The 19069-nt window shown below is 69.7% G+C and carries 19 protein-coding genes; 6 read left to right on the top strand and 13 right to left on the bottom strand.

What is annotated here, in order from left to right:
- Positions 1-500 precede the first annotated feature (500 nt).
- On the bottom strand, positions 501-1763 hold the full coding sequence (gene tyrS, locus ACIBG8_RS36995; RefSeq protein WP_397347793.1) for a tyrosine--tRNA ligase: 1263 nt from the start codon (positions 1761-1763) through the stop codon (positions 501-503).
- A gap of 85 nt (positions 1764-1848) precedes the next feature.
- Between tyrS and ACIBG8_RS36990 the strand changes: the two genes are divergently transcribed.
- On the top strand, positions 1849-2259 hold the full coding sequence (locus tag ACIBG8_RS36990; protein ID WP_397347792.1) for a PH domain-containing protein: 411 nt from the start codon (positions 1849-1851) through the stop codon (positions 2257-2259).
- Here the strand turns inward: ACIBG8_RS36990 and ACIBG8_RS36985 are convergent.
- From ACIBG8_RS36985 to argC, 9 genes are all read right to left on the bottom strand, one after another.
- Complete coding sequence (locus ACIBG8_RS36985) at positions 2238-2840, bottom strand: DNA-3-methyladenine glycosylase (RefSeq protein ID WP_397347791.1); 603 nt, start codon at positions 2838-2840, stop codon at positions 2238-2240. The genes ACIBG8_RS36990 and ACIBG8_RS36985 overlap by 22 nt on opposite strands.
- On the bottom strand, positions 2822-4240 hold the full coding sequence (gene argH, locus ACIBG8_RS36980) for an argininosuccinate lyase (protein WP_397347790.1): 1419 nt from the start codon (positions 4238-4240) through the stop codon (positions 2822-2824). Before argH ends, ACIBG8_RS36985 begins: the two co-directional genes overlap by 19 nt.
- 165 nt (positions 4241-4405) lie before the next feature.
- Positions 4406-5605, bottom strand: coding sequence for an argininosuccinate synthase (locus tag ACIBG8_RS36975; protein WP_397347789.1), 1200 nt, complete (start codon positions 5603-5605; stop codon positions 4406-4408).
- 63 nt (positions 5606-5668) lie between these two features.
- Complete coding sequence (locus tag ACIBG8_RS36970) at positions 5669-6175, bottom strand: arginine repressor (RefSeq protein WP_397347788.1); 507 nt, start codon at positions 6173-6175, stop codon at positions 5669-5671.
- The gene (argF, locus tag ACIBG8_RS36965; RefSeq protein WP_397347787.1) at positions 6175-7044 is read right to left on the bottom strand and encodes an ornithine carbamoyltransferase; all 870 of its coding nucleotides are present in this window, start codon (positions 7042-7044) and stop codon (positions 6175-6177) included. The genes ACIBG8_RS36970 and argF overlap by 1 nt, the downstream gene beginning before the upstream one ends.
- On the bottom strand, positions 7037-8197 hold the full coding sequence (locus ACIBG8_RS36960; protein ID WP_397347786.1) for an acetylornithine transaminase: 1161 nt from the start codon (positions 8195-8197) through the stop codon (positions 7037-7039). Before ACIBG8_RS36960 ends, argF begins: the two co-directional genes overlap by 8 nt.
- Positions 8197-9060, bottom strand: a complete 864-nt coding sequence (argB, locus tag ACIBG8_RS36955) for an acetylglutamate kinase (protein WP_397347785.1) — start codon at positions 9058-9060, stop codon at positions 8197-8199. The genes ACIBG8_RS36960 and argB overlap by 1 nt, the downstream gene beginning before the upstream one ends.
- The gene (gene argJ, locus ACIBG8_RS36950) at positions 9057-10211 is read right to left on the bottom strand and encodes a bifunctional glutamate N-acetyltransferase/amino-acid acetyltransferase ArgJ (RefSeq protein WP_397347784.1); all 1155 of its coding nucleotides are present in this window, start codon (positions 10209-10211) and stop codon (positions 9057-9059) included. Before argJ ends, argB begins: the two co-directional genes overlap by 4 nt.
- Positions 10212-10287: 76 nt before the next feature.
- The gene (gene argC / locus ACIBG8_RS36945; protein WP_397347841.1) at positions 10288-11307 is read right to left on the bottom strand and encodes an N-acetyl-gamma-glutamyl-phosphate reductase; all 1020 of its coding nucleotides are present in this window, start codon (positions 11305-11307) and stop codon (positions 10288-10290) included.
- Positions 11308-11509: 202 nt separating this feature from the next.
- Here argC and ACIBG8_RS36940 point away from each other — a divergent pair, with 202 nt between their 5' ends.
- A complete protein-coding gene (locus tag ACIBG8_RS36940; RefSeq protein ID WP_397347782.1) occupies positions 11510-13162 on the top strand; it encodes a class I adenylate-forming enzyme family protein in 1653 nt (550 codons plus the stop codon).
- Between the two features lie 157 nt (positions 13163-13319).
- On the opposite strand, the gene ACIBG8_RS36935 is transcribed toward ACIBG8_RS36940, so the two are convergent.
- Positions 13320-14420, bottom strand: coding sequence for a hypothetical protein (locus ACIBG8_RS36935; RefSeq protein ID WP_397347781.1), 1101 nt, complete (start codon positions 14418-14420; stop codon positions 13320-13322).
- A gap of 442 nt (positions 14421-14862) precedes the next feature.
- Here ACIBG8_RS36935 and ACIBG8_RS36930 point away from each other — a divergent pair, with 442 nt between their 5' ends.
- The 3 genes from ACIBG8_RS36930 to ACIBG8_RS36920 all read left to right on the top strand — a co-directional run bounded on the left by ACIBG8_RS36930 (position 14863) and on the right by ACIBG8_RS36920 (position 17414).
- Positions 14863-15261 carry a hypothetical protein gene (locus ACIBG8_RS36930; protein WP_397347780.1) on the top strand — a complete coding sequence of 133 codons (399 nt, stop codon included), beginning with the start codon at positions 14863-14865 and terminating at the stop codon, positions 15259-15261.
- A 40-nt stretch (positions 15262-15301) separates the two neighbouring features.
- On the top strand, positions 15302-15655 hold the full coding sequence (locus ACIBG8_RS36925) for a nuclear transport factor 2 family protein (protein WP_397347779.1): 354 nt from the start codon (positions 15302-15304) through the stop codon (positions 15653-15655).
- A 451-nt stretch (positions 15656-16106) separates the two neighbouring features.
- The gene (locus ACIBG8_RS36920) at positions 16107-17414 is read left to right on the top strand and encodes an MFS transporter (RefSeq protein WP_397347778.1); all 1308 of its coding nucleotides are present in this window, start codon (positions 16107-16109) and stop codon (positions 17412-17414) included.
- Here the strand turns inward: ACIBG8_RS36920 and ACIBG8_RS36915 are convergent.
- On the bottom strand, positions 17372-18094 hold the full coding sequence (locus tag ACIBG8_RS36915) for a metallophosphoesterase family protein (RefSeq protein ID WP_397347777.1): 723 nt from the start codon (positions 18092-18094) through the stop codon (positions 17372-17374). The two genes, ACIBG8_RS36920 and ACIBG8_RS36915, sit on opposite strands and share 43 nt — an antisense overlap.
- A 56-nt stretch (positions 18095-18150) precedes the next feature.
- Positions 18151-18384, bottom strand: a complete 234-nt coding sequence (locus ACIBG8_RS36910) for a hypothetical protein (protein WP_397347776.1) — start codon at positions 18382-18384, stop codon at positions 18151-18153.
- A 75-nt stretch (positions 18385-18459) separates the two neighbouring features.
- On the opposite strand from ACIBG8_RS36910, the gene ACIBG8_RS36905 reads away from it, so the two are divergent.
- Positions 18460-19050, top strand: a complete 591-nt coding sequence (locus ACIBG8_RS36905) for a Uma2 family endonuclease (RefSeq protein ID WP_397347775.1) — start codon at positions 18460-18462, stop codon at positions 19048-19050.
- Positions 19051-19069: the final 19 nt, after the last annotated feature.

Raw genomic sequence — 19069 nt, 5'->3', positions numbered from 1 at the left:
TTCCAACCAAAGGAATCCGTCATATACATGACGGGGTTGTGCATCATGCACTGGCTTTTAACACACTGTTGAGTTCTCAAGAAACGGACGCGTACACCCGCTGACCGATCAGGTGGCATTTCGTTCCGTTGTGTCTCTATTCTCGCATTCCGCCCGATTCATGTCAAATTGACACTCATGAACGTTCCTGCGGGAATTTCGACCACCCCGTCTCCGGGGCAACCCTCGTAACTTACCGTGCCATCCGCGCGTTGTCGAATCAAACGGTTTTTCGCCGATCGATCGAAGACGCCCAGATGCCCCAGGCTCGATGATCACCGAGGCCGGGATGGCTTGTTCCGTGGGCTTGCCCGGGGCCCGTCCGCCAGATAGGCGTCCGGCTCACTCCCGGGGCGAAGAGAAGACTAGGTCGGGATTCGCCAGCCGTCAAATCACACGTTGGTCACGCCGTACACCAGCAAAAAGGGGCGGGCCGAGGCCCGCCCCCGCCAAGCGCGAGGTCAGCCGACCTCGACCCCGCCGATGCTCTTCTTGCCGCGCCGCAACACCAGGAACCGCCCCTGGAGGAGGTCGGCAGACCCCGGCACGAACTCCTCGTCCGTGATCTTCACGTTGTTGAGGTACGCCCCGCCCTCCTTGACCGCGCGGCGGGCGGCCGACTTCGACTCCACCAGACCGCTCTCGGCCAGCAGGTCGATGAACGACGCGCCCAGCGCGGGCACGGCCGCCTTGGGCACCTCGGCGAGCGCGGCCCCCAGGGTCGGCGCGTCGAGCTCCTCCAGCGCCCCCTGCCCGAACAGCGCCCGCGAGGCCGCGACCACCTTGGCCAGCTCGTCGGCCCCGTGCAGCAGCGTGGTGAACTCCTCGGCCAGCGCCCGCTGCGCCTCACGCGCGAACGGCCGCTCGGCCACCGACTTCTCCAGCTCCTCGATCTCCTCCCGCGAGCGGAAGGAGAAGATCTTGAGGAACTTCACCACGTCGCGGTCGTCGGCGTTCAGCCAGAACTGGTAGAAGGCGTACGGCGAGGTCATCTCGGGGTTGAGCCACACGGCTCCCCCGGCGGTCTTGCCGAACTTGGTGCCGTCGGCCTTGGTGATCAGCGGCACGGTCAGCGCGTGCACGTGCGCGCCCTCGACCCTGCGGATGTAGTCGACGCCCGCGGTGATGTTGCCCCACTGGTCGCTGCCGCCGAACTGCAGCGTGCAGCCGTAGCGGCGGTAGAGCTCCAGGTAGTCGTAGGACTGCAGCAGCTGGTAGCTGAACTCGGTGTAGCTCAGCCCCTCGCCGGCCAGCCGCGTGGCGACGACGTCGCGCGCCAGCATGCGGTTGACCGGGAAGTGCTTGCCGACGTCGCGCAGGAAGTCGATCGCCGACAGCCCGGCCGTCCAGTCGAGGTTGCTGACCATGATGCCGCGCGCCTCGTCCGACAGGTCCAGGAACCGCCCGACCTGCACCCGGATGCGCTCGACCCACTCGGCGACCAGCTCGACCGGGTTGAGCGCCCGCTCGGTGCTGCGCCCGCCCGGGTCTCCGATGAGCCCGGTGGCGCCGCCGACCAGGCCGATCGACCTGTTGCCCGCCTGCTGGAAGCGGGCCAGCGCGAAGAGCGGCACGAGGTTGCCGACGTGCAGCGAGGGAGCTGTGGGGTCGAAGCCGCAATAGGCCGTGATCGGACCCTTCGCCAGCGACGCGCGCAGGGCGTCGAGGTCGGTGGACTGCGCGATCAATCCGCGCCAGGCGAGGTCATCCAGGATGTCGGTCACGATCTCGGCTTTCCAGGTAGAAGTTGGCTAAGCACAGCCTGCCCGATCGGCGCGCGTGCGCGCCACTTGGATACGCTCGGTGCCCATGTGGAAGGTCCGTCGCGAGCTGGCCGTTTTCAAGATCCTAGGGGCTCTGCTGTGCGCGGGGCTCGGGATCTACTGGTACGTGCAGGGCGATCTGCGCGGTCTCATCCTGGCCGTCCCGGCGACGGTGCTCCTGGGCGCTATGGCGCTGCGTGATTTCCTGGTCCCCGTACGGCTGCAGCAGGACGAGTCGGGCATCACGGTGGTCCACGGATATGCGGGCAAGCGGCACATCCCGTGGGCGCAGATCGAGGACATCAAGGTGGACATCCGCAGAAGGTACGGCCTGCGCAGCGAGATGCTGGAGATCGACACCGGCGACAACCTGCACATCTTCAGCCCGAACGACCTCGGCGCGTCCTGCACGGAGGTCGCGGCGGTCCTGCGCGATCAGCGCCGCCGCGCCACGTGACGCCGGTACGGCGAGACCGTCGGGTCACCGTCGATCCAGAACCGCCACGGCGTGTCCGCCCCGGTCGACACCCCGGTGCGCGGTCCTGACCGGATGGCAGAGGGGGATTCACCCTCCAGGAGCACCAACTCCCCGTCACCGGAACAGGCGTCGAGACCGTTGTGCGCACGGTCGAACCCCATGGCGACTGCGAGCCGTGCGGGACCGCGCGCGAGATCCCGATCGGAGACCGCGACGCCCCGGCGGGCTCGGGCCTGCGAAAGCCCGGAAACGATCTCACCCGCCCGCAGCAACACGCCACACCCCATCCCCTCGGGCAGGCACGACAGGTTCGCGCAGAAATGCATGCCGTACGTGAAGTACACGTACAGATGCCCCGGCGGCCCGAACATCACCGCGTTGCGCGGCGTCGGCCCGCGGAAGGTGTGCGAGGCGGGGTCCTCGCCCGGCAGGCCGTACGCCTCCACCTCGGTCAGCCGGACCGCGACCGGCCCGTGCACCAGGATCCGCCCGAGCAGGTCGGGCGCCACCTCGTGCGAAGGCCGGTCGAAGAAGTCCCGCTTCAGGAGCCCGCTGCCCATGCCGCCTGGCCGTCGACGAGCTCGCGCAGCGCGGTGAGCTGGTCGCGGACCCGGTCGGGCGCCGTCCCGCCGGGCGCCTTGCGCGCGGCGAGCGCGCCTGGCACGTTCAGCACGTCGCGCACGTCCGGCGTCAGGTGCGGCGACACCTTCAGCATGTCCTCGTCGGACAGGTCGCCCAGGTCGACGTCGTTGACCTGGCACCACACGACGAGGTGGCCGACCGCCTCGTGCGCCTCGCGGAACGGCACGCCCTTGCGCACCAGCAGCTCGGCCAGGTCGGTGGCCAGCGCGAACCCGTCGGACGCCGTCGCGGCCATGCGCGCGGTGTTGACCCGCATGGTCGCCACCAGCCCGGCCATCGCGGGCAGGACGAGCAGGAGCGTGTCGACGGAGTCGAACACCGGCTCCTTGTCCTCCTGCAGGTCGCGGTTGTAGGTGAGCGGCAGGCCCTTGAGCACGGTGAGCATCGCCATGAGGTTGCCGATGAGCCGCCCTGACTTGCCGCGGGCGAGCTCGGCGACGTCGGGGTTCTTCTTCTGCGGCATGATCGACGACCCGGTGGAGTAGGCGTCGTCCATCTCGATCCAGCGGAACTCCTGCGAGGCCCACAGGACGATCTCCTCGCCGAGCCGCGACAGGTGCACCCCGACCATGGCCGCGTCGAACAGGAACTCGGCCGCGAAGTCGCGGTCGGCGACGGCGTCCATGGAGTTGGGCGCCGCCTCGGCGAACCCGAGCTCCTCCGCCACCACGACCGGGTCGAGCGGCAGCGAGGACCCGGCCAGCGCGCCGGATCCGAGCGGCGACACCGAGGCGCGTACGTCCCAGTCGCGCAGCCGGGAGACGTCGCGGGCGAAGGCGTGCACGTGGGCGAGCAGCTGGTGCCCGAACGACACGGGCTGGGCGTGCTGCAGGTGCGTCATGCCGGGCGCGGCGGTGTCGGCGTGCTGGGCGGCCTGCTCCATGAGCGCCGTCTCCAGCTCCACCAGGCGCGACACGATGGCCCGCGCGTTGTCGCGCAGGTAGAGGCGCAGGTCGGTGGCGATCTGGTCGTTGCGCGAACGGCCGGCGCGCAGCTTGCCGCCGAGCGAGCCGAGCCGCTCCAGCAGGCCGCGCTCCAGCGCGGTGTGCACGTCCTCGTCGGCGATCGTGGGCCGGAACTCCCCTGCCTTGCAGGCCTGCTCCAGGTCGTCGATCGCGGCCAGCATGCGGTCGAGCTCGTCCTGGGTCAGCAGGTCGGCCCGGCGCAGGACGCGCGCGTGCGCCCGCGAGGCGGCCAGGTCGTACGGCACGAGCCGCCAGTCGAAGTGCACGCTGACCGACAGCCGGGCGAGGGCGTCGGACGGGCCACTCTCGAACCGTCCACCCCAGAGCCGCATCGGCTTGCCACCATCACTCACCGTAAATTCCCTCCTCAGTTACCGCGACCATAAACCCTGTTGTCGTACGGCGGAGCCGTTCCCCCCGCCACCCGCCGACCGTGGACCCGTCCATCCGAAGAACGGTCCTCGGGCATGCGGTGGCGGGCCGCCGCGACGACGGCCCGCCAGGCACCGGGAAGAAAACTACGCCCGCTTCGCGTCCCTCGCCGCGGCGATCTTCGCGGGCAGCGAGAAGAGCTGCACGAACCCCTTGGCCAGCGACTGGTCGAACGTGTCTCCCGTGTCGTAGGTGGCCAGCGAGAAGTCGTACAGGGACTCCTCTGAGCGCCGCCCGGTCACGACGGCCTTGCCCGCGTGCAACGTCATGCGGATGTCGCCCGACACGTACTTCTGCGCGTCGGCGATCAGCGCGTCGAGGGCGCCCTTGAGCGGCGAGAACCACAACCCGTCGTAGACGAGCTCGCTCCACCGCTGGTCGACGCCGCGCTTGAACCTGGCCAGGTCCCGCTCGACGGTGACGTTCTCCAGCTCCATGTGCGCCGTGATCAGCGCGATCGCGCCGGGCGCCTCGTAGACCTCGCGCGACTTGATGCCGACGAGCCGGTCCTCGACCATGTCGATCCGCCCGACGCCCTGGGCTCCGGCGCGGGCGTTGAGCTCGGCGATCACCTGGTAGGGGGTCAGCGGGCGGCCGTCCAGCGCCACGGGCACGCCCTGCGCGAAGGTGATGACCACCTCGTCGGCGTCACGCTGCACGGACGGGTCCGCGGTGTAGGCGTAGACGTCCTCGGTCGGGCCGTTCCAGATGTCCTCAAGGAAGCCGGTCTCGACGGCGCGCCCCCACAGGTTCTGGTCGATGGAGAACGGGTTCTTCTTCGACGTCTCGATCGGCAGGTTCTTGGACTCGGCGAACTCGATGGCCTTGTCACGGGTCCACGCGAAGTCACGGGCGGGCGCGACGACCCGCAGGTCGGGCGCGAGCGCCGCGAGCCCGGCCTCGAAGCGGACCTGGTCGTTGCCCTTGCCGGTGCAGCCGTGGGAGACGATCGTGCCGCCGAACCGCTTGGCCGCGCTCACCAGGTGCTTGACGATGAGCGGCCGGCTCAGCGAGGACAGCAGCGGGTAACGGTCCATGTAGAGGGCGTTGGCCTGGAGCGCGGGCACGCAGAAGTCGGCGGCGAACTCCTCCTTGGCGTCCACCACGACGGACTCGACGGCGCCACAGTCGAGGGCGCGCTTCTGGATGACGTCCATGTTCTCGCCGCCCTGGCCCAGGTCGACGGCGACCGCGACGACCTCGGCGTTCATCTTCTCGGCGAGGAACGGGATGGCGACGGAGGTGTCGAGGCCTCCGGAGAAGGCGAGGACTACTCTTTCTTTCATTGCTTCAAGATCCTTAACTGGGTCGTACGGCTGGCGCTGGGGCTGGCCCGCTGGTGCAGCGGGCTAACTACGTCGGTCGGCGACCTTCAGCAGCGCGTCAGCGACGGCCTGCCCGCCCTGCGGGTCGCGGCTGATGACGAGGATCGTGTCGTCACCGGCCACGGTGCCGAGGATGGACTCCCAGTCGGCGTGGTCGATGGCCGAGGCCAGGAACTGCGCCGCCCCTGGCGGGGTGCGCACGATGACCAGGTTGGCGCTCGCCTCGGCCGAGACGAGGAGCTCCTCGGTGTATCGGTGGAGCCGGGCAGCGGGAGACTCGCCGGTGCCGAGCCTGGCCAGCGGGATCCGGCCGCCGCCCTCGCCGGGCAGCGCGTACACGAGCGAGCCGTCCTCGGCGCGCAGCTTGAGCGCGCCGAGCTCGTCGAGGTCGCGCGACAGGGTCGCCTGGGTGACCTCGACGCCGCTCTCGGCGAGCAGCTTGGCGAGTTCTGGCTGGGACCGTACGGCCTGCCTCTGCAGCAGGTCGGTGATCTTCGCCTGCCTTGCCACCTTGGTCATCGGAATGGTCATCAGTGGTTCACCAGCCAGTGCAGGAGCGCCTTCTGGGCGTGCAGGCGGTTCTCCGCCTGGTCCCACACCACGCTCTGCGGGCCTTCGAGCACGTCGGCGCTGATCTCCAGCCCCCGGTAGGCGGGCAGGCAGTGGAGCACGATCGCCTCTGGCGCCGCGTGCTGCAGCAACGAGGCATTGACCTGGTACGGCATGAGCGTCTTCACACGCTCCTCCTTACCATCCTGACCCATGGAGACCCACGTATCCGTGGCGATGACATGCGCGCCGCGCGCCGCCTCGGCCGGATCGGTGTAGGCCACCACACCCGGCGGCTGGTAGCCCTCAGGGGAGCAGATGCGCACCTCCATGCCCGCCAGCGCGCAGCCGAGCAGGTAGGAGGCGGCCATGTTGTTGGCGCCGTCGCCGAAGTAGGCGAGCGTCAGCCCCTCGGTCCTGCCGAACCGCTCCCTGACGGTCTGCAGGTCGGCCAGGATCTGGCAGGGGTGGTAGGCGTCGGTGAGCGCGTTGATCACCGGCACGTTCGACGCGGCCGCCATGGCTTCGAGGTTGGCCTGCGCGTAGGTGCGCCACACGATGGCGGCGACCTGCCGGTCGAGCACGCGGGCGATGTCCTCGGTCGGCTCGCCGCGCCCCATGAGGACCGAGACGTTGTCGATGACGAGCGGCTGGCCGCCGAGCTCGCCGATGCCGACGTGGAAGGAGACCCGCGTCCTGGCCGACGGCTTGTCGAAGAGCACGGCGACGGTCTTGGGGCCCTCGAAGGGGCGGTAGCCGTACCGGTCCTTCTTCATCGCGTCGGCGAGCTCCAGGACCTCCAGCTGCTCGGCCGCGCTGAGGTCGTCGTCCTGAAGGAAGTGTCTAGGCATGGGACAGCACCCCCGGCACGGCCGCGACGAACGCGGCGATCTCCTCGGCGGTCACGACCAGCGGCGGCGCGATCCGCACCGCGTCGGGCTGGAGTGCGTTGACCAGGAACCCGGCCTCGGCTGCCGCGGCTTGGACCTGGGCGGACACGGGCTCGTTGAGCACGAGGGCGAGCCACAGGCCGCGGCCGCGCACGCCCTTGAGCAGCGGGTGGTCGACGGCCTCCAGCCCCTCACGGAGCTGGGAGGCGACCGTGCGCACGTGGGCCAGGTCGACGTTGCCGAGTACGGCCAGCGCCGCCGCGCAGGAGACCGGGTTGCCGCCGAAGGTGGAGCCGTGGTCGCCCTTGGCGAACAGGGTGCCCGCCTCGCCGAAGCCGATACAGGCGCCGATCGGCAGGCCGCCGCCCAGGCCCTTGGCCAGGGTGAGGATGTCGGGGACGACGCCGTCCGCCTGGTGGGCGAACCAGTGTCCCGTCCTGCCGATGGCGGACTGGATCTCGTCGGCGACCAGGAGCGCGCCCGCGCTGGTGCAGATCTCGCGGGCGGCCTTGAAGTAGCCGTCCGGCGGCGGCACGACGCCCGCCTCGCCCTGCGTGGGCTCCAGGAAGACCGCGATGCAGTCGCCGGTCACGGCGTTCTTCAACGCGTCGGCGTCGCCGTACGGGACGAACTTCACCTCGACGGGGAAGGGGCCGAACTGCTCGCGGATGGACGGCTTGCCGGTCAGGGAGAGCGCGCCGATCGAGCGGCCGTGGAAGCCGTTCTCCGTGGCGACGAAGTAGGAGCGGCCGGTGGCCTTGCCGTACTTCACAGAAAGCTTGTAGGCGGCCTCGTTGGCCTCGGTGCCGGAGTTGGCGAAGAAGATCTTCGCCGGCTCGCCGAGGAGCTCCAGGAGCTTCTCGGCGAGGAGGACCTCGGGCTCGTTCACGAACAGGTTGCTGGTGTGCGCGATCGTGGCGACCTGCTTGGAGACCGCCTCGACCAGCGCCGGGTGCGCGTGGCCCAGGGACGTCACCGCGATGCCGCCGATGAAGTCGAGGTACTCCTTGCCGTCTGCGTCCCACACGCGGGTGCCCTCGCCTCGCGCCAACGCGATCGGCGGGACGCCGTAGTTGGGCATGAAGGCTTTCTCGAAACGCTCTTGCAGCGTCATCAGGGCATCACCATGGTTCCGATTCCGTGGTCGGTGAAGATCTCGAGCAGCAGGGAGTGCGGCACGCGGCCGTCGAGGACGTGTGCTTGGGGCACGCCGCCCTGGACCGCGGTCAGGCAGGCCTCCATCTTGGGGACCATGCCGCTGGACAGGGTGGGCAGCATCTCTTCCAGCTCGTCGGCCTGGAGCTGGGCGATCACGTCGGTGTCGTCGGGCCAGTTGGCGTAGAGGCCCTCGACGTCGGTGAGGACGATGAGCTTCTGCGCGTTGAGCGCGACGGCCAGCGCCGCCGCGGCGGTGTCGGCGTTGACGTTGTAGATCTCCCCGTCGACGCCGCGGGCGACGCTGGAGATCACCGGGATGCGGCCGTCCTTGAGGAGCGCTTCCACCGCGCCGGGCTCGACCTTGACGATCTCGCCGACCTGGCCGATGTCGACCGGCTCGCCGTCCACGATGGCCGGTTTGCGCTCGGCGGTGAACAGGTGGGCGTCCTCGCCCGACATGCCGACCGCGAACGGGCCGTGCCTGTTGATCAGGCCGACGACGTCACGGTTGACCTGGCCGGTGAGCACCATCCTGACCACCTGCATGGCCTCGGGCGTGGTGACCCGCAGCCCAGCGGTGAAGGTGGACTCGATGCCGTGCAGGTCGAGCGCCTTGCTGATCTGCGGGCCGCCGCCGTGCACGACGACGGGCTTGAGCCCGGCGTAGTGCAGGAAGACGATGTCCTCGGCGAAGCCCGCCTTCAGGCCCTCCTCGGTCATCGCGTTGCCGCCGTACTTGATGACGACGGTGGCGCCGTGGAAGCGGGCCAGCCAGGGCAGGGCCTCGATGAGCGTGCCGACCTTGTCGGTGCTTCTCATGAGGAGTACGCCGAGTTCTCGTGCACGTAGGCGGCGGTCAGGTCGGTGGTGTGGACGGTCGCCGAGTGCGCTCCGGCCGACAGGTCGATGGTGATGGTGACGTCGCGCGGGCGCATGTCGACCTTGGACCGGTCGTCGCCGACCGCGCCGCCCCTGCAGATCCAGATGCCGTTGATGGCGACGTTGAGGCGGTCGGGCTCGAAGACGGCGTCCGTCGTGCCGACGGCCGCCAGGACCCGGCCCCAGTTGGGGTCCTCGCCGTGGATGGCGCACTTGAGCAGGTTCGAGCGGGAGACCGTACGGCCGACCGTCACGGCGTCCTGCTCGCTGGCGGCTCCGACGACCTCGATCGCGATCGCCTTGGAGGCGCCCTCGGCGTCCACCAGGAGCTGCCTGGCCAGGTCGGCGCAGACCTCGGTGACCTTGCCCTCGAATTCGGAAATTTCGGGCTTTACCCCGGCGGCTCCGCTCGCGAGCAGCAGGACGGTGTCGTTGGTCGACATGCAGCCGTCCGCGTCGAGCCGATCGAACGTCTTGGCGGTGGCCGCCCTGAGCACCGCGTCCAGCTCCTCCGACGTCAGGTCGGCGTCGGTGGTGATGACGCAGAGCATGGTGGCCAGCGCGGGGGCGAGCATGCCGGCGCCCTTGGCCATGCCGCCGACCATGTAACCGCCGTCGCCGCGCTTGAAGGAGATCTTCGAGACGGTGTCCGTGGTGCGGATGGCGTCGGCGGCGGCCAGGCCGCCGTCGCGGGAGAGCTGGGTGGCGGCCTCGTCGACCCCGGCGAGCAGGGCCTCCATGGGGAGGCGCTCACCGATCAGGCCGGTGGAGCAGACCGCGATCTCGCCGGCGGAGTCCTGGAGCGCCTCGGCGACCTTCTCGGCCGTGGCGTGGGTGTCCTGGAAACCCTCGGGGCCGGTGCAGGCGTTCGCGCCGCCCGAGTTGAGCACCACGGCTCGCACGCGCCCGCCGGACAGGACCTGCTGCGACCACAACACGGGGGCTGCCTTCACGCGGTTGGCGGTGAAGACGCCCGCAGCGGCGCGCGAGGGTCCTTCGTTGACGACGAGAGCCAGGTCGCGATTGCCGGAGGACTTGATGCCTGCGGCGATACCTGCGGCGCTGAAACCGAGGGGGGCAGTGACGCTCACGCGTCCTCCTTCGTCGGACGCCTGAGCGTCACAAGAGTGCTGTGTTTATTGGTGCCCTCGCTCCGCTCGGTCACGGTCACGGTGCTACTCCATTGAGGGGAAGGCCGAGTTCTTCCGGCAGGCCGAGGGCGAGGTTGGCGCTCTGGATCGCGCCACCGGCCGTGCCCTTGGTGAGGTTGTCGATGGCGATGACGGCGGTCACGCGCCCGGCGCGCTCGTCGAGCGTCACCTGCAGGGCGGCGGTGTTGGCGCCGTAGGTCATCGCGGTGGCCGGCCAGACGCCTTCGGGCAGCAGGTGCACGAACGGCTCCTTGGCGTACGCCTCTTCGTAGGCGGCCCTGAGCCCCTGGCGGGTCAGGCCAGGCTTGGCCGGGGCCGAGCAGGTGGCCAGGATGCCCCTGCTCATCGGGGCCAGCGTCGGGGTGAAGGAGACGCGGGCGCCGAGGCCCTGCTCCATCTCCGGGGTGTGGCGGTGCACGCCGCCCACGCTGTAGGCGCTGACCGAGCCCATGACCTCGCTGCCCAGCAGGCTGGTCTTGAGCGACTTGCCGGCGCCGCTGGTGCCCGACGCGGCGACCACGACGACGTCGGGTTCGACCAGGCCGCCGGTGACGGCCGGCGTCATGGCGAGGATGACGGCAGTGGGGTAGCAGCCGGGGACGGCGATCCTCGTCGCCTCCCTGAGCACGTCGCGCTGGCCGGGCAGCTCGGGCAGGCCGTACGGCCAGGTGCCCGCGTGCTCGCCGCCGTAGAACTCCGCCCACGCCCCGGGGTCGGCCAGCCGGTGGTCGGCGCCGCAGTCGACGACGAGCGTGTCGTCGCCGAGCTGGGCGGCCACCGCGGCCGAGTGCCCGTGCGGGAGGGCCAGGAAGACGACGTCGTGCCCGGCGAGGGTCTCTGGCGTGGTGTCCTGGATGACGCGGTCGGCGAGCTGGGGCAGGTGCGGCTGGTGGGCGCCCAGGTGGGTGCCCGCGCTCGAAGCGGCGGTCAGCGCGCCGATCTCCAGCTCAGGATGGGACAGGAGCAGGCGCAGCAGCTCACCGCCCGCGTAGCCGCTGGCTCCCGCGATCGCCGCTCTCATTCCGACCTCCTGCATGTTCATGCATCCTACCTCATGTTCTTGCCTGTGAAGATGATGCACTGGAGGGGATGGATATGCAAGCCGGATAAGGGTTGCGCGGGTTTCCCGAATCGGACATTTCATGCATAACGCCGCATGATTCGGGGCCTAGCGCTCCGTACCTACCGGTCGGTACTGTGAAATATCCGGTTAACACAGCCCTGCGGGAGTCCTACGCATGAGTCTTAGCCACGCCCAGGTCCGAGCCCAGCTCACGGCCCCCGGCCAGCTCTTCGAGACCGAAGAGATCGCCGGAACCGGAGTGCGGACCTGGAAGCACGCCCCGCCGCACTTCCGCGTGATGCTGGAGAACAGCCGCTGGCAGGGCGCGAAGGACTTCCTCATCTACGAGGACGAGCACATCTCCTACGAGGAGCACTTCAGGCGCGCTGCCACGCTGGCCCGGCGGCTCATCGACGAGTACGGCGTGGCCAAGGGCGACCGGGTCGTCATCGCGATGCGCAACTACCCGGAATGGGTGGTCTCGTTCTCCGCGGTTCTGGCGGCCGGGGCGATCGCCGTGCCGCTCAACGCGTGGTGGACCGAGCAGGAGCTCGCCTACGGCGTCACGGACTCCGGCGCCAAGCTGCTGATCGCGGACGGCGAGCGCGCGCCGCGCCTGGCCGCCACCGGGGTGCCCATGATCGTGGCGCGGGGCTCCTACGAGGGTTCGCGGTCCTTCGAGGACGTCATGGGCGAGGTGCGCGCCGACGTCACCCTGCCGGAGGTCGAGCTCAGCCCCGAGGACCCGGCGACGATCTTCTACACCTCGGGCACGACCGGTCACCCCAAGGGGGCGCTGGGCAGCCACCGCAACCTCGGCCAGTCGCCGATGACGGTCTCCTACTCGCTGATCCGCGCCGTGGCCCTGGCGGGCAAGGACACGTCGAAGACGGCCGGGGAGCGCAGGGTGACGTTGCTGACCGTGCCGCTGTTCCACGTGACGGGGTGCTTCGCCGTACTCACCGGAAGCATGTTCACCGGCGGCGCGATCGTGCTCATGTACAAGTGGGATCCGGGGCTGGCGCTGCGGCTCATCGAGCGCGAGAAGATCACCGGCATGAGCGGCGTGCCGACGAACGCGTGGCAGCTCCTGTCGCACCCCGACGTGGAGAAGTACGACCTCTCCAGCCTTACCGGCATCTCGTACGGCGGCGCCCCGGCTCCGCCGAAGCTCATGGAGCGCATCCAGAGCGAGCTGCCCGGCCGGGCGCCCACCAACGGCTACGGCATGACCGAGACGACGGCGCTCGCCATCAACAACTCGGGCGCCGGATACGCCGCCAAACCGGACAGCATCGGGGTGCCTTCGGCGGTCGTGGACGTGCGGATCGTGGACCCGCTCGGGCAGGAGCTGCCGGTCGGCGAGGTGGGCGAGCTGTCGCTGCGCGGGCCCAACGTCATCCTCGGCTACTGGAACAAGCCTGAGGCCACGGCGCAGACGTTCGTCGGCGAGTGGCTGCACACCGGAGATCTGGCGCGTGTGGACGACGAGGGGTTCGTCTACATCGTCGACCGGGCCAAGGACATGGTGATCAGGGGCGGGGAGAACGTCTACTGCGCCGAGGTCGAGGCGGCGCTGTTCGAGCACCCGGCGGTGGAGGACGCGGCCGTGATCGGGGTGCCGCACGACGAGCTGGGCGAGGAGGTGGGGGCGGTGCTGCGGGTGTCGGCTCCGGTCACGCCTTCCGAGCTGCAGGAGTTCCTGGCGGCGCGGATCGCCAAGTTCAAGATCCCGGTGCATTACTGGTTCAGGGACACCGAGCTTCCGCGCAACCCCGGGGGCAAGATCCTCAAGACCCATCTGCGCAAGGAAGTGCTGGGCAGCTGACCCACCGCGGCCCCTGACCCACCACCGTGGTGCTTGGCGCGCCGCCGTTGCGGCGGCGCGCCGGGGAGCTCGGTGAGCGTCACCCTCCCAGGGAGCCCGGCCCCTTACGGCGGGTGGCGCGTCCCCTGGCTCCGCCGTACCCCCTGATGTTTGCAGGTCAAGCGGCGGTGACGCCCAGGTGCTCGGCGATGGCGGCGGTGAGCGGGGTGACGGTCGGCAGGCGGTCACCGGTGAAATGGCCGGGTTTGTGGGTACGCAGAAGGGCCTCGCCGCTGCGTGTCCACTCGAAGCCGCGCTTGTTGAGCAGCCGCGCGAACACCGCGCTCGCCTTCGCCGGGTCCCTCTCGGCCAGCCGCCTGAGCGGCACCGGCGACACCGCGTCACCACGCAAGTAGGCCGTCAGGACCTTCTTGTAACGGGCCTTGATGAGCAGCGTCGGGTCGGCGAACGCCTCCTCCAGCAGCCCGAAGTCGGCGTAGTAGCCCAGCCCCTCCACCTCGTCGAAGATCAGCGCGACCGTCTCCGCCTCCTTGAGGTGCGCGGGCAGGTCGAGGTCGGTGTGGCCGTCGAGCTTGTTCAGGTAGCCGCGCATCGTGCTCGTCAGGTCGTGTCCCGTGGTGACCACGAGGTCGGAGCCGAAATGCGCGACGAACCGCCGGCGCTGCTCGGCCTGCAGCTGCCTGGCCTTGGCGAGGGCGTCGGGGTTGCGGAAGACGTAGGGCGGGTTGTTCAGCGCCACGTGCGCCGCGACCGGCACCAGCGTGTCGCGGGCGTCGGCGGTGTAGACGGTCGGGGTGGCGCTGATGAACCACTCGCCGTCACCCAGGGGGACGAGCCTGCCGACGACGAACATGCCCTGCTCCAGGGGCTCGAACGCGTCCTCGCCCAGGTTGGAGTGGGCGAGGTAGGTGAGCTCGTCGACGAGGTTGAACAGGGCGACGCCGGTGCCGAGCAGGTCGCGGCCCTTGACCTCGAACACCCCCTCGACGACGTCCTTCCAGCCCAGGAGCAGCCGCTTGTCGGCGTCGTCGAGATCGGGATTGTCTTCCACGAACCGGTCGACCACCGTGTCTCCGGTCGGGAGGCGGTGCTGGAGGACGAAGTAGTCGATGGGCAGGAAAGCCGACGCCTCGTCCTTCGCGGGGCCGTCGGCGAAGAACCGGTCGAGGACCGTCTTCAGCTCCTTGGCGAACTGGCCCGCCGTCGCGTAGTGCACCAGCTGCGGCTTCAGCTCGGTCGCCCGTGCCAGCAGATCCATCGCCACTCCTCGTGTTCGCGCGATCGCAGGGCGCCACACTAACGGGACAACCCCCTCCCCCACGCCCGTTTCCCCCACTTCCCCACCCCTCCACCGCCCTGCCCCCTCACCACTGCCCTGCCCCCTCACCACCTCCGCCCTGACGGCGCGACCCGCCCGATCCCACGCCCGACTGCGGGCACGCCCCCCACGCCCGCCTTTGGACGCGCCACCCGTCAGATCCCGCACCCGCCTTGGACGCGCCACACCGGCCACCCACGCGCGCCTGTCCGCTCGACAGGCCCCATGACCTGGGAGACGTCCACCACCAGCGACCTGGAAACAAGTTTTCCGCCCTCGACCTGGAGATAGTGCTCGCCATTACCTCACGCGTAATCGCGCAGGTGATGCCCCGGATGACACGGTTGCTCCATCGGAACGAAACACCCCGAAGGAGCACAAGATGACCCCCATCACCGTCACCGCCGACCGCACCAGGTTCCTGCGCCTGGCGCTGGCCCTCGACGCCGTCGTCACCGGCGTCAACGGGCTGGTCTACCTTGCCGCCGCCGCCCCCGTCGGCGACCTGCTCGGCCCCGACGCCGGGCTGCTGCGGGAGATCGGGGTGTTCCTGCTGGTCTACACGGCCGGGGTCGCCTTCGTCGCCTTCCGCCCGAAGGACGCCGCCGTCAAGGCCGTGATCGCGCTCAACGCCGTCTGGACGCTCGCCAGCATCGCCGCCGTCGTCTTCGGCCTGCTGGAGTTCACCACGCTCGGCGCGGTCTGGGCCATCGCCCAGGCGCTCGTGGTCGGCGTGTTCGCCGAACTGCAGATCATGGGCCTCCGCAAGGCCAACCGCTAACCGACTTGCCCGACCTGTCAAAACCTTGAAAGGGATCACGATGACTCTCATCGACCGCTACCTCGCCGCCTGGAACGAGACCGACGCCGACGCCCGCGCCAAGGCCGTCGCCGAGCTGTGGACCGAGGACGCCACCTACACCGACCCGCTGGCCGACGTCGCCGGACACGAGGGGATCGCCGCGGTGATCGCCGGAGCGCAGGGCATGTTCCCGGGCTTCGTGTTCACCGCTGGGGAGGTCTTCGAAACCCACCACGACCTGGCCCGCTTCACCTGGCACCTGGCTCCCGAGGGTGCTGAGGAGCCGGTGGTGATCGGCTTCGACGTGGTACGGCTGGCCGAGGACGGCCGCATCCGCGAGGTGCTGGGCTTCCTCGACAAGCTCCCCGCCTGACCACCGCATCCCGCAACAGGCCCCCACCCTTGGGGGCCTTTTCGCGTCCTCCACTCCAGAGGCCCCTTCGCTTCTCTCCCACACAAGAGACCTCCTCGCGCCCTTTCCCCGCGAAGATACGGCCTCACGCGGCGGCCAAACGGGCGACGGAGCGACGCCCAGCCGCACGGTACTCAAAGACCCGAGCCACCCGACACGGGAGGCGCGCCGCGACGGGACCACTCCAGCGGCAGGGCGGGCGATGTTGCGGCGGCCGGCCACGTGGGTCTGGAGTGCCGTGATGGACAGCGCCTGGCCATGGTCGGCGGGTGGCGGTTGGTGCGGCTTGCCGTAAAAGACAAAGGACGGAAAGCAGCGGGCGGCGAGGAGGCCGTGGGCAGGCCGCCAAAGGGGACGGGCGGCTGCGTAATTGGTTTGCCTGGGGCAGCGCTGATGTCCACAATGAGACCCCGTGCGTGGTCTCCTGAAACACCTGTCGATGGATCTAGGGCCGTTGCGGGAGTCCAGGGACTACCGGCTGCTGATGATCTCCGGATTCATCACCATGTTCGGCACCTTCATCACCATGGTCGCCGTCCCCTACCAGATCTGGCAGCTGACCCACTCCTACGTCGCCGTCGGCGCCATCAGTCTCGCCGAGTTCGTCCCCATGGTCGTCTGCGGCCTCTGGGGCGGCGCGATCGCCGACGCGCTCGACCGCCGCAAGGTGATCCTCCTGTCCGAGATCGGCCTCATGGTCACCTCGGGCCTGCTCATGGTCAACGCGCTGCTCCCCAGCCCCCAGGTGTGGGTCATCTACGTGGTCGGCGCCGTCTCCACCGGCCTGGGCAGCCTCCAGCGCCCCAGCCTGGAGGCGCTGATCCCGCAGATTGTCCGCCACGACCAGCTTTCCGCCGCCGCCGTCCTGGCCAGCTTCCGCTGGAACATCGGCGCGATCGTCGCCCCCGCCCTGGGCGGCGTCCTGGTCGCCGCCTACGGCCCCGCCACCGCCTACGGCATCGACACCGTCAGCTTCCTCCTCTCGCTGGTCATGCTCTGGCGCATCAGGCAGGTGCCGCCGCCCGAGGACGCCGCTCCAGCCTCGCTGAAGACGATCGCCGAGGGGGTGCGTTACGCGGTCAGCAGACCCGACCTTATGGGCACCTACCTCGTCGACATCGCCGCCATGGTGTTCGCCATGTCCACCGCGCTGTATCCGGCACTCGCCCAGCAGCTCGGCGCCCCACAGGCGATCGGCCTCCTCTACGCCGCAGCCGCGGTCGGCTCGCTGATCGCCTCGCTCACCGCCCGCTGGACCGAGCGGGTGCACCGGCACGGGCTCGGCGTGATCATCTCGGCCGCCTGCTGGGGCGTCGCCGTGGCGCTCGCCGCGCTCATGACGGACATCTGGGCCGTCTTCGCCTGCCTGGCCCTGGCGGGCGCGGCCGACATGATCAGCGGGATCTTCCGCAGCACCATGTGGAACCAGACCATCCCCGACGAGCTGCGCGGACGGCTGGCCGGGATCGAGCTGCTCTCCTACGCCAGCGGCCCCATGGTCGGCAACGCACGCGCCGGGCTCATGGCGCAGCTCGGCGGCCCCAAGTTCGCGCTCGGCGCTGGCGGGCTGCTCTGCGTCGGCGCGGTGGGGCTGATGGCGGCGCTCATGCCGAAGTTCCGCCGCTACGACGCGCTCACCGACGAGCACGCGCTGCGCGAGAAGGCCAGGCGGGCCGCTCAGAGCTTGCCGAACACCTCCAGCGCATCGGTGTCGGAGTAGGTGGACAGGACGAACTCGCCCACCCAGCTCTCGACCTGGTCGTAGCCGGACTCGGCGACGATCCTGGCCGCCGCGGCCTCGGCGTCGAAGCGGGTACGGCGCAGCGACACCGCGCCCGTCTCCCCGTCGAGCAGCGCCCAGTGCGCCCTGGCCGCGCCGTACGGCATGCCGACGGAGCCCGGGTTGACGGCGAGCACCCGGTCGACGAGGCGCACGAACGGCATGTGCGTGTTGCCCATGACCACGGTGTCCGCCGTGACCCCGGCCATCACCTCGGCCCAGCGGGCGATGGGGCTGTCGACGAGGATGATCTCGTCGTCCCTGCGCGGGGTGGCGTGGAAGAACAGCGTGGAGCCCAGCGCGCCGAGGTCGAGCTGCCTGGAGAAGGGTAAGGAGGCCAGGAGCTCCACCTGGTCGGGTCTGAGCTGGCGGGCCGCCCAGACCCCGATCTCGGGTGTATCAGGGCCTGGGTGGACGAGCTCGCGGTCGGCGTTGCCGTTCACCCACAGCGCCCGCTCCCCCAGCGCGACCAGCGCGTCGAGGGTCTGGACGGGCATCGGGCCCGAGGCCAGGTCGCCGGTGAGCAGCAGCAGGTCGGCGCTCGCCACGTCGGGCTCGGCCAGAACGGCTTCGAGGGCGGGCAGGACCCCGTGGATGTCGGACAGGACGGCTACGCGCATGCCCCAACTCTGACGTGCGGGGCGGGGCGGTGACAGGGCGTTCTCGTCTGGCGGAATCAGTCGCTCTCGACCCAGCCGTCGTACTTCTCGGCGAGTTCCCCGACCCTGGCCACGGCGCCCTCGGCGAGCCCCTCGACCACGACGACCCACTGCGCGTCCTCGGCGTCGTCCTCGCCCGCCAGCGTCTCCCGCACGACGGGCGGCAGGCCGAGGGGCGGGAACCACTCGGCGAGCGTCTCCGCCACCTCTTCCGCGTCGTCGCGGTCAGCGAAAACCAGAAGGTGCCTCATGGGGCAAAAGCGTAGGGCTCGGACCGGCCTGCTCGTTCCCGGGGCGCGATGGACGTAGATTGCTACCGTAGTGACATGACGGCCGAAGCGGTGATCCCGAGCATGACTTCCTCACTGCCCGACTGGGTCTTCCCGCCTCCGGGCGGCTTTACCGCCGAGAGCCTCGATCACCTACCGGATTTGCCTGCGCACACCGAGTTGATTGACGGAAGCTTGGTGTTCGTGAGTCCTCAGCGCGCCTTCCACTCCACGATCCTGTTCGTGTTGCAGAAGGAGCTGGTCAAAAGCGTCCCGCCTGGCTTCAGGGTCCGCAGGGAGATGAGCATCATCCTCGACTCGAGCCAGCGACCTGAGCCCGACCTGATCATCCTGCGCCCCGAAACGGAGATCAACCGGGATACCACCAGCTTCTCGGCAAAGGATGTGCTGCTCGTCGTCGAAGTCGTCTCACCGGAATCCGCCGTGCGCGATCGCAAGCGCAAACCGCAGCTCTACGCCGAGGCCGGGATCCCGCACTTCTGGCGCATAGAGGACACGGTCGTCCACGTCTACGAGCTCGACGCCCCCAACCCCGTGTACGCCGTCACCGGTATCCACCATGACCGGCTGAAGCTCAGTGTCCCGTTCGACCTCGACATCGACCTCACGGAGGTCGACGCTCTCTGACGGACGAGCGCAGGGCCCG

The sequence above is a fragment of the Nonomuraea sp. NPDC050556 genome (assembly GCF_044457355.1).
GTDB lineage: Bacteria > Actinomycetota > Actinomycetes > Streptosporangiales > Streptosporangiaceae > Nonomuraea.
This window is presented reverse-complemented; position numbering and strand designations above follow the sequence as displayed.

Bases quoted from the DNA above. Each gene is read 5' to 3' on its own strand.
- argB (WP_397347785.1), bottom strand. From the start codon at position 9,060: ATGAGAAGCACCGACAAGGTCGGCACGCTCATCGAGGCCCTGCCCTGG.
- ACIBG8_RS36915 (WP_397347777.1), bottom strand. From the start codon at position 18,094: ATGCGCGTAGCCGTCCTGTCCGACATCCACGGGGTCCTGCCCGCCCTC.
- argF (WP_397347787.1), bottom strand. From the start codon at position 7,044: ATGCCTAGACACTTCCTTCAGGACGACGACCTCAGCGCGGCCGAGCAG.
- ACIBG8_RS36985 (WP_397347791.1), bottom strand. From the start codon at position 2,840: ATGGGCAGCGGGCTCCTGAAGCGGGACTTCTTCGACCGGCCTTCGCAC.
- ACIBG8_RS36940 (WP_397347782.1), top strand. From the start codon at position 11,510: ATGAGTCTTAGCCACGCCCAGGTCCGAGCCCAGCTCACGGCCCCCGGC.
- ACIBG8_RS36970 (WP_397347788.1), bottom strand. From the start codon at position 6,175: ATGACCATTCCGATGACCAAGGTGGCAAGGCAGGCGAAGATCACCGAC.
- ACIBG8_RS36925 (WP_397347779.1), top strand. From the start codon at position 15,302: ATGACTCTCATCGACCGCTACCTCGCCGCCTGGAACGAGACCGACGCC.
- argC (WP_397347841.1), bottom strand. From the start codon at position 11,307: ATGCAGGAGGTCGGAATGAGAGCGGCGATCGCGGGAGCCAGCGGCTAC.
- ACIBG8_RS36905 (WP_397347775.1), top strand. From the start codon at position 18,460: ATGACGGCCGAAGCGGTGATCCCGAGCATGACTTCCTCACTGCCCGAC.
- ACIBG8_RS36960 (WP_397347786.1), bottom strand. From the start codon at position 8,197: ATGACGCTGCAAGAGCGTTTCGAGAAAGCCTTCATGCCCAACTACGGC.
- ACIBG8_RS36930 (WP_397347780.1), top strand. From the start codon at position 14,863: ATGACCCCCATCACCGTCACCGCCGACCGCACCAGGTTCCTGCGCCTG.
- ACIBG8_RS36935 (WP_397347781.1), bottom strand. From the start codon at position 14,420: ATGGATCTGCTGGCACGGGCGACCGAGCTGAAGCCGCAGCTGGTGCAC.
- ACIBG8_RS36910 (WP_397347776.1), bottom strand. From the start codon at position 18,384: ATGAGGCACCTTCTGGTTTTCGCTGACCGCGACGACGCGGAAGAGGTG.
- ACIBG8_RS36975 (WP_397347789.1), bottom strand. From the start codon at position 5,605: ATGAAAGAAAGAGTAGTCCTCGCCTTCTCCGGAGGCCTCGACACCTCC.
- ACIBG8_RS36990 (WP_397347792.1), top strand. From the start codon at position 1,849: ATGTGGAAGGTCCGTCGCGAGCTGGCCGTTTTCAAGATCCTAGGGGCT.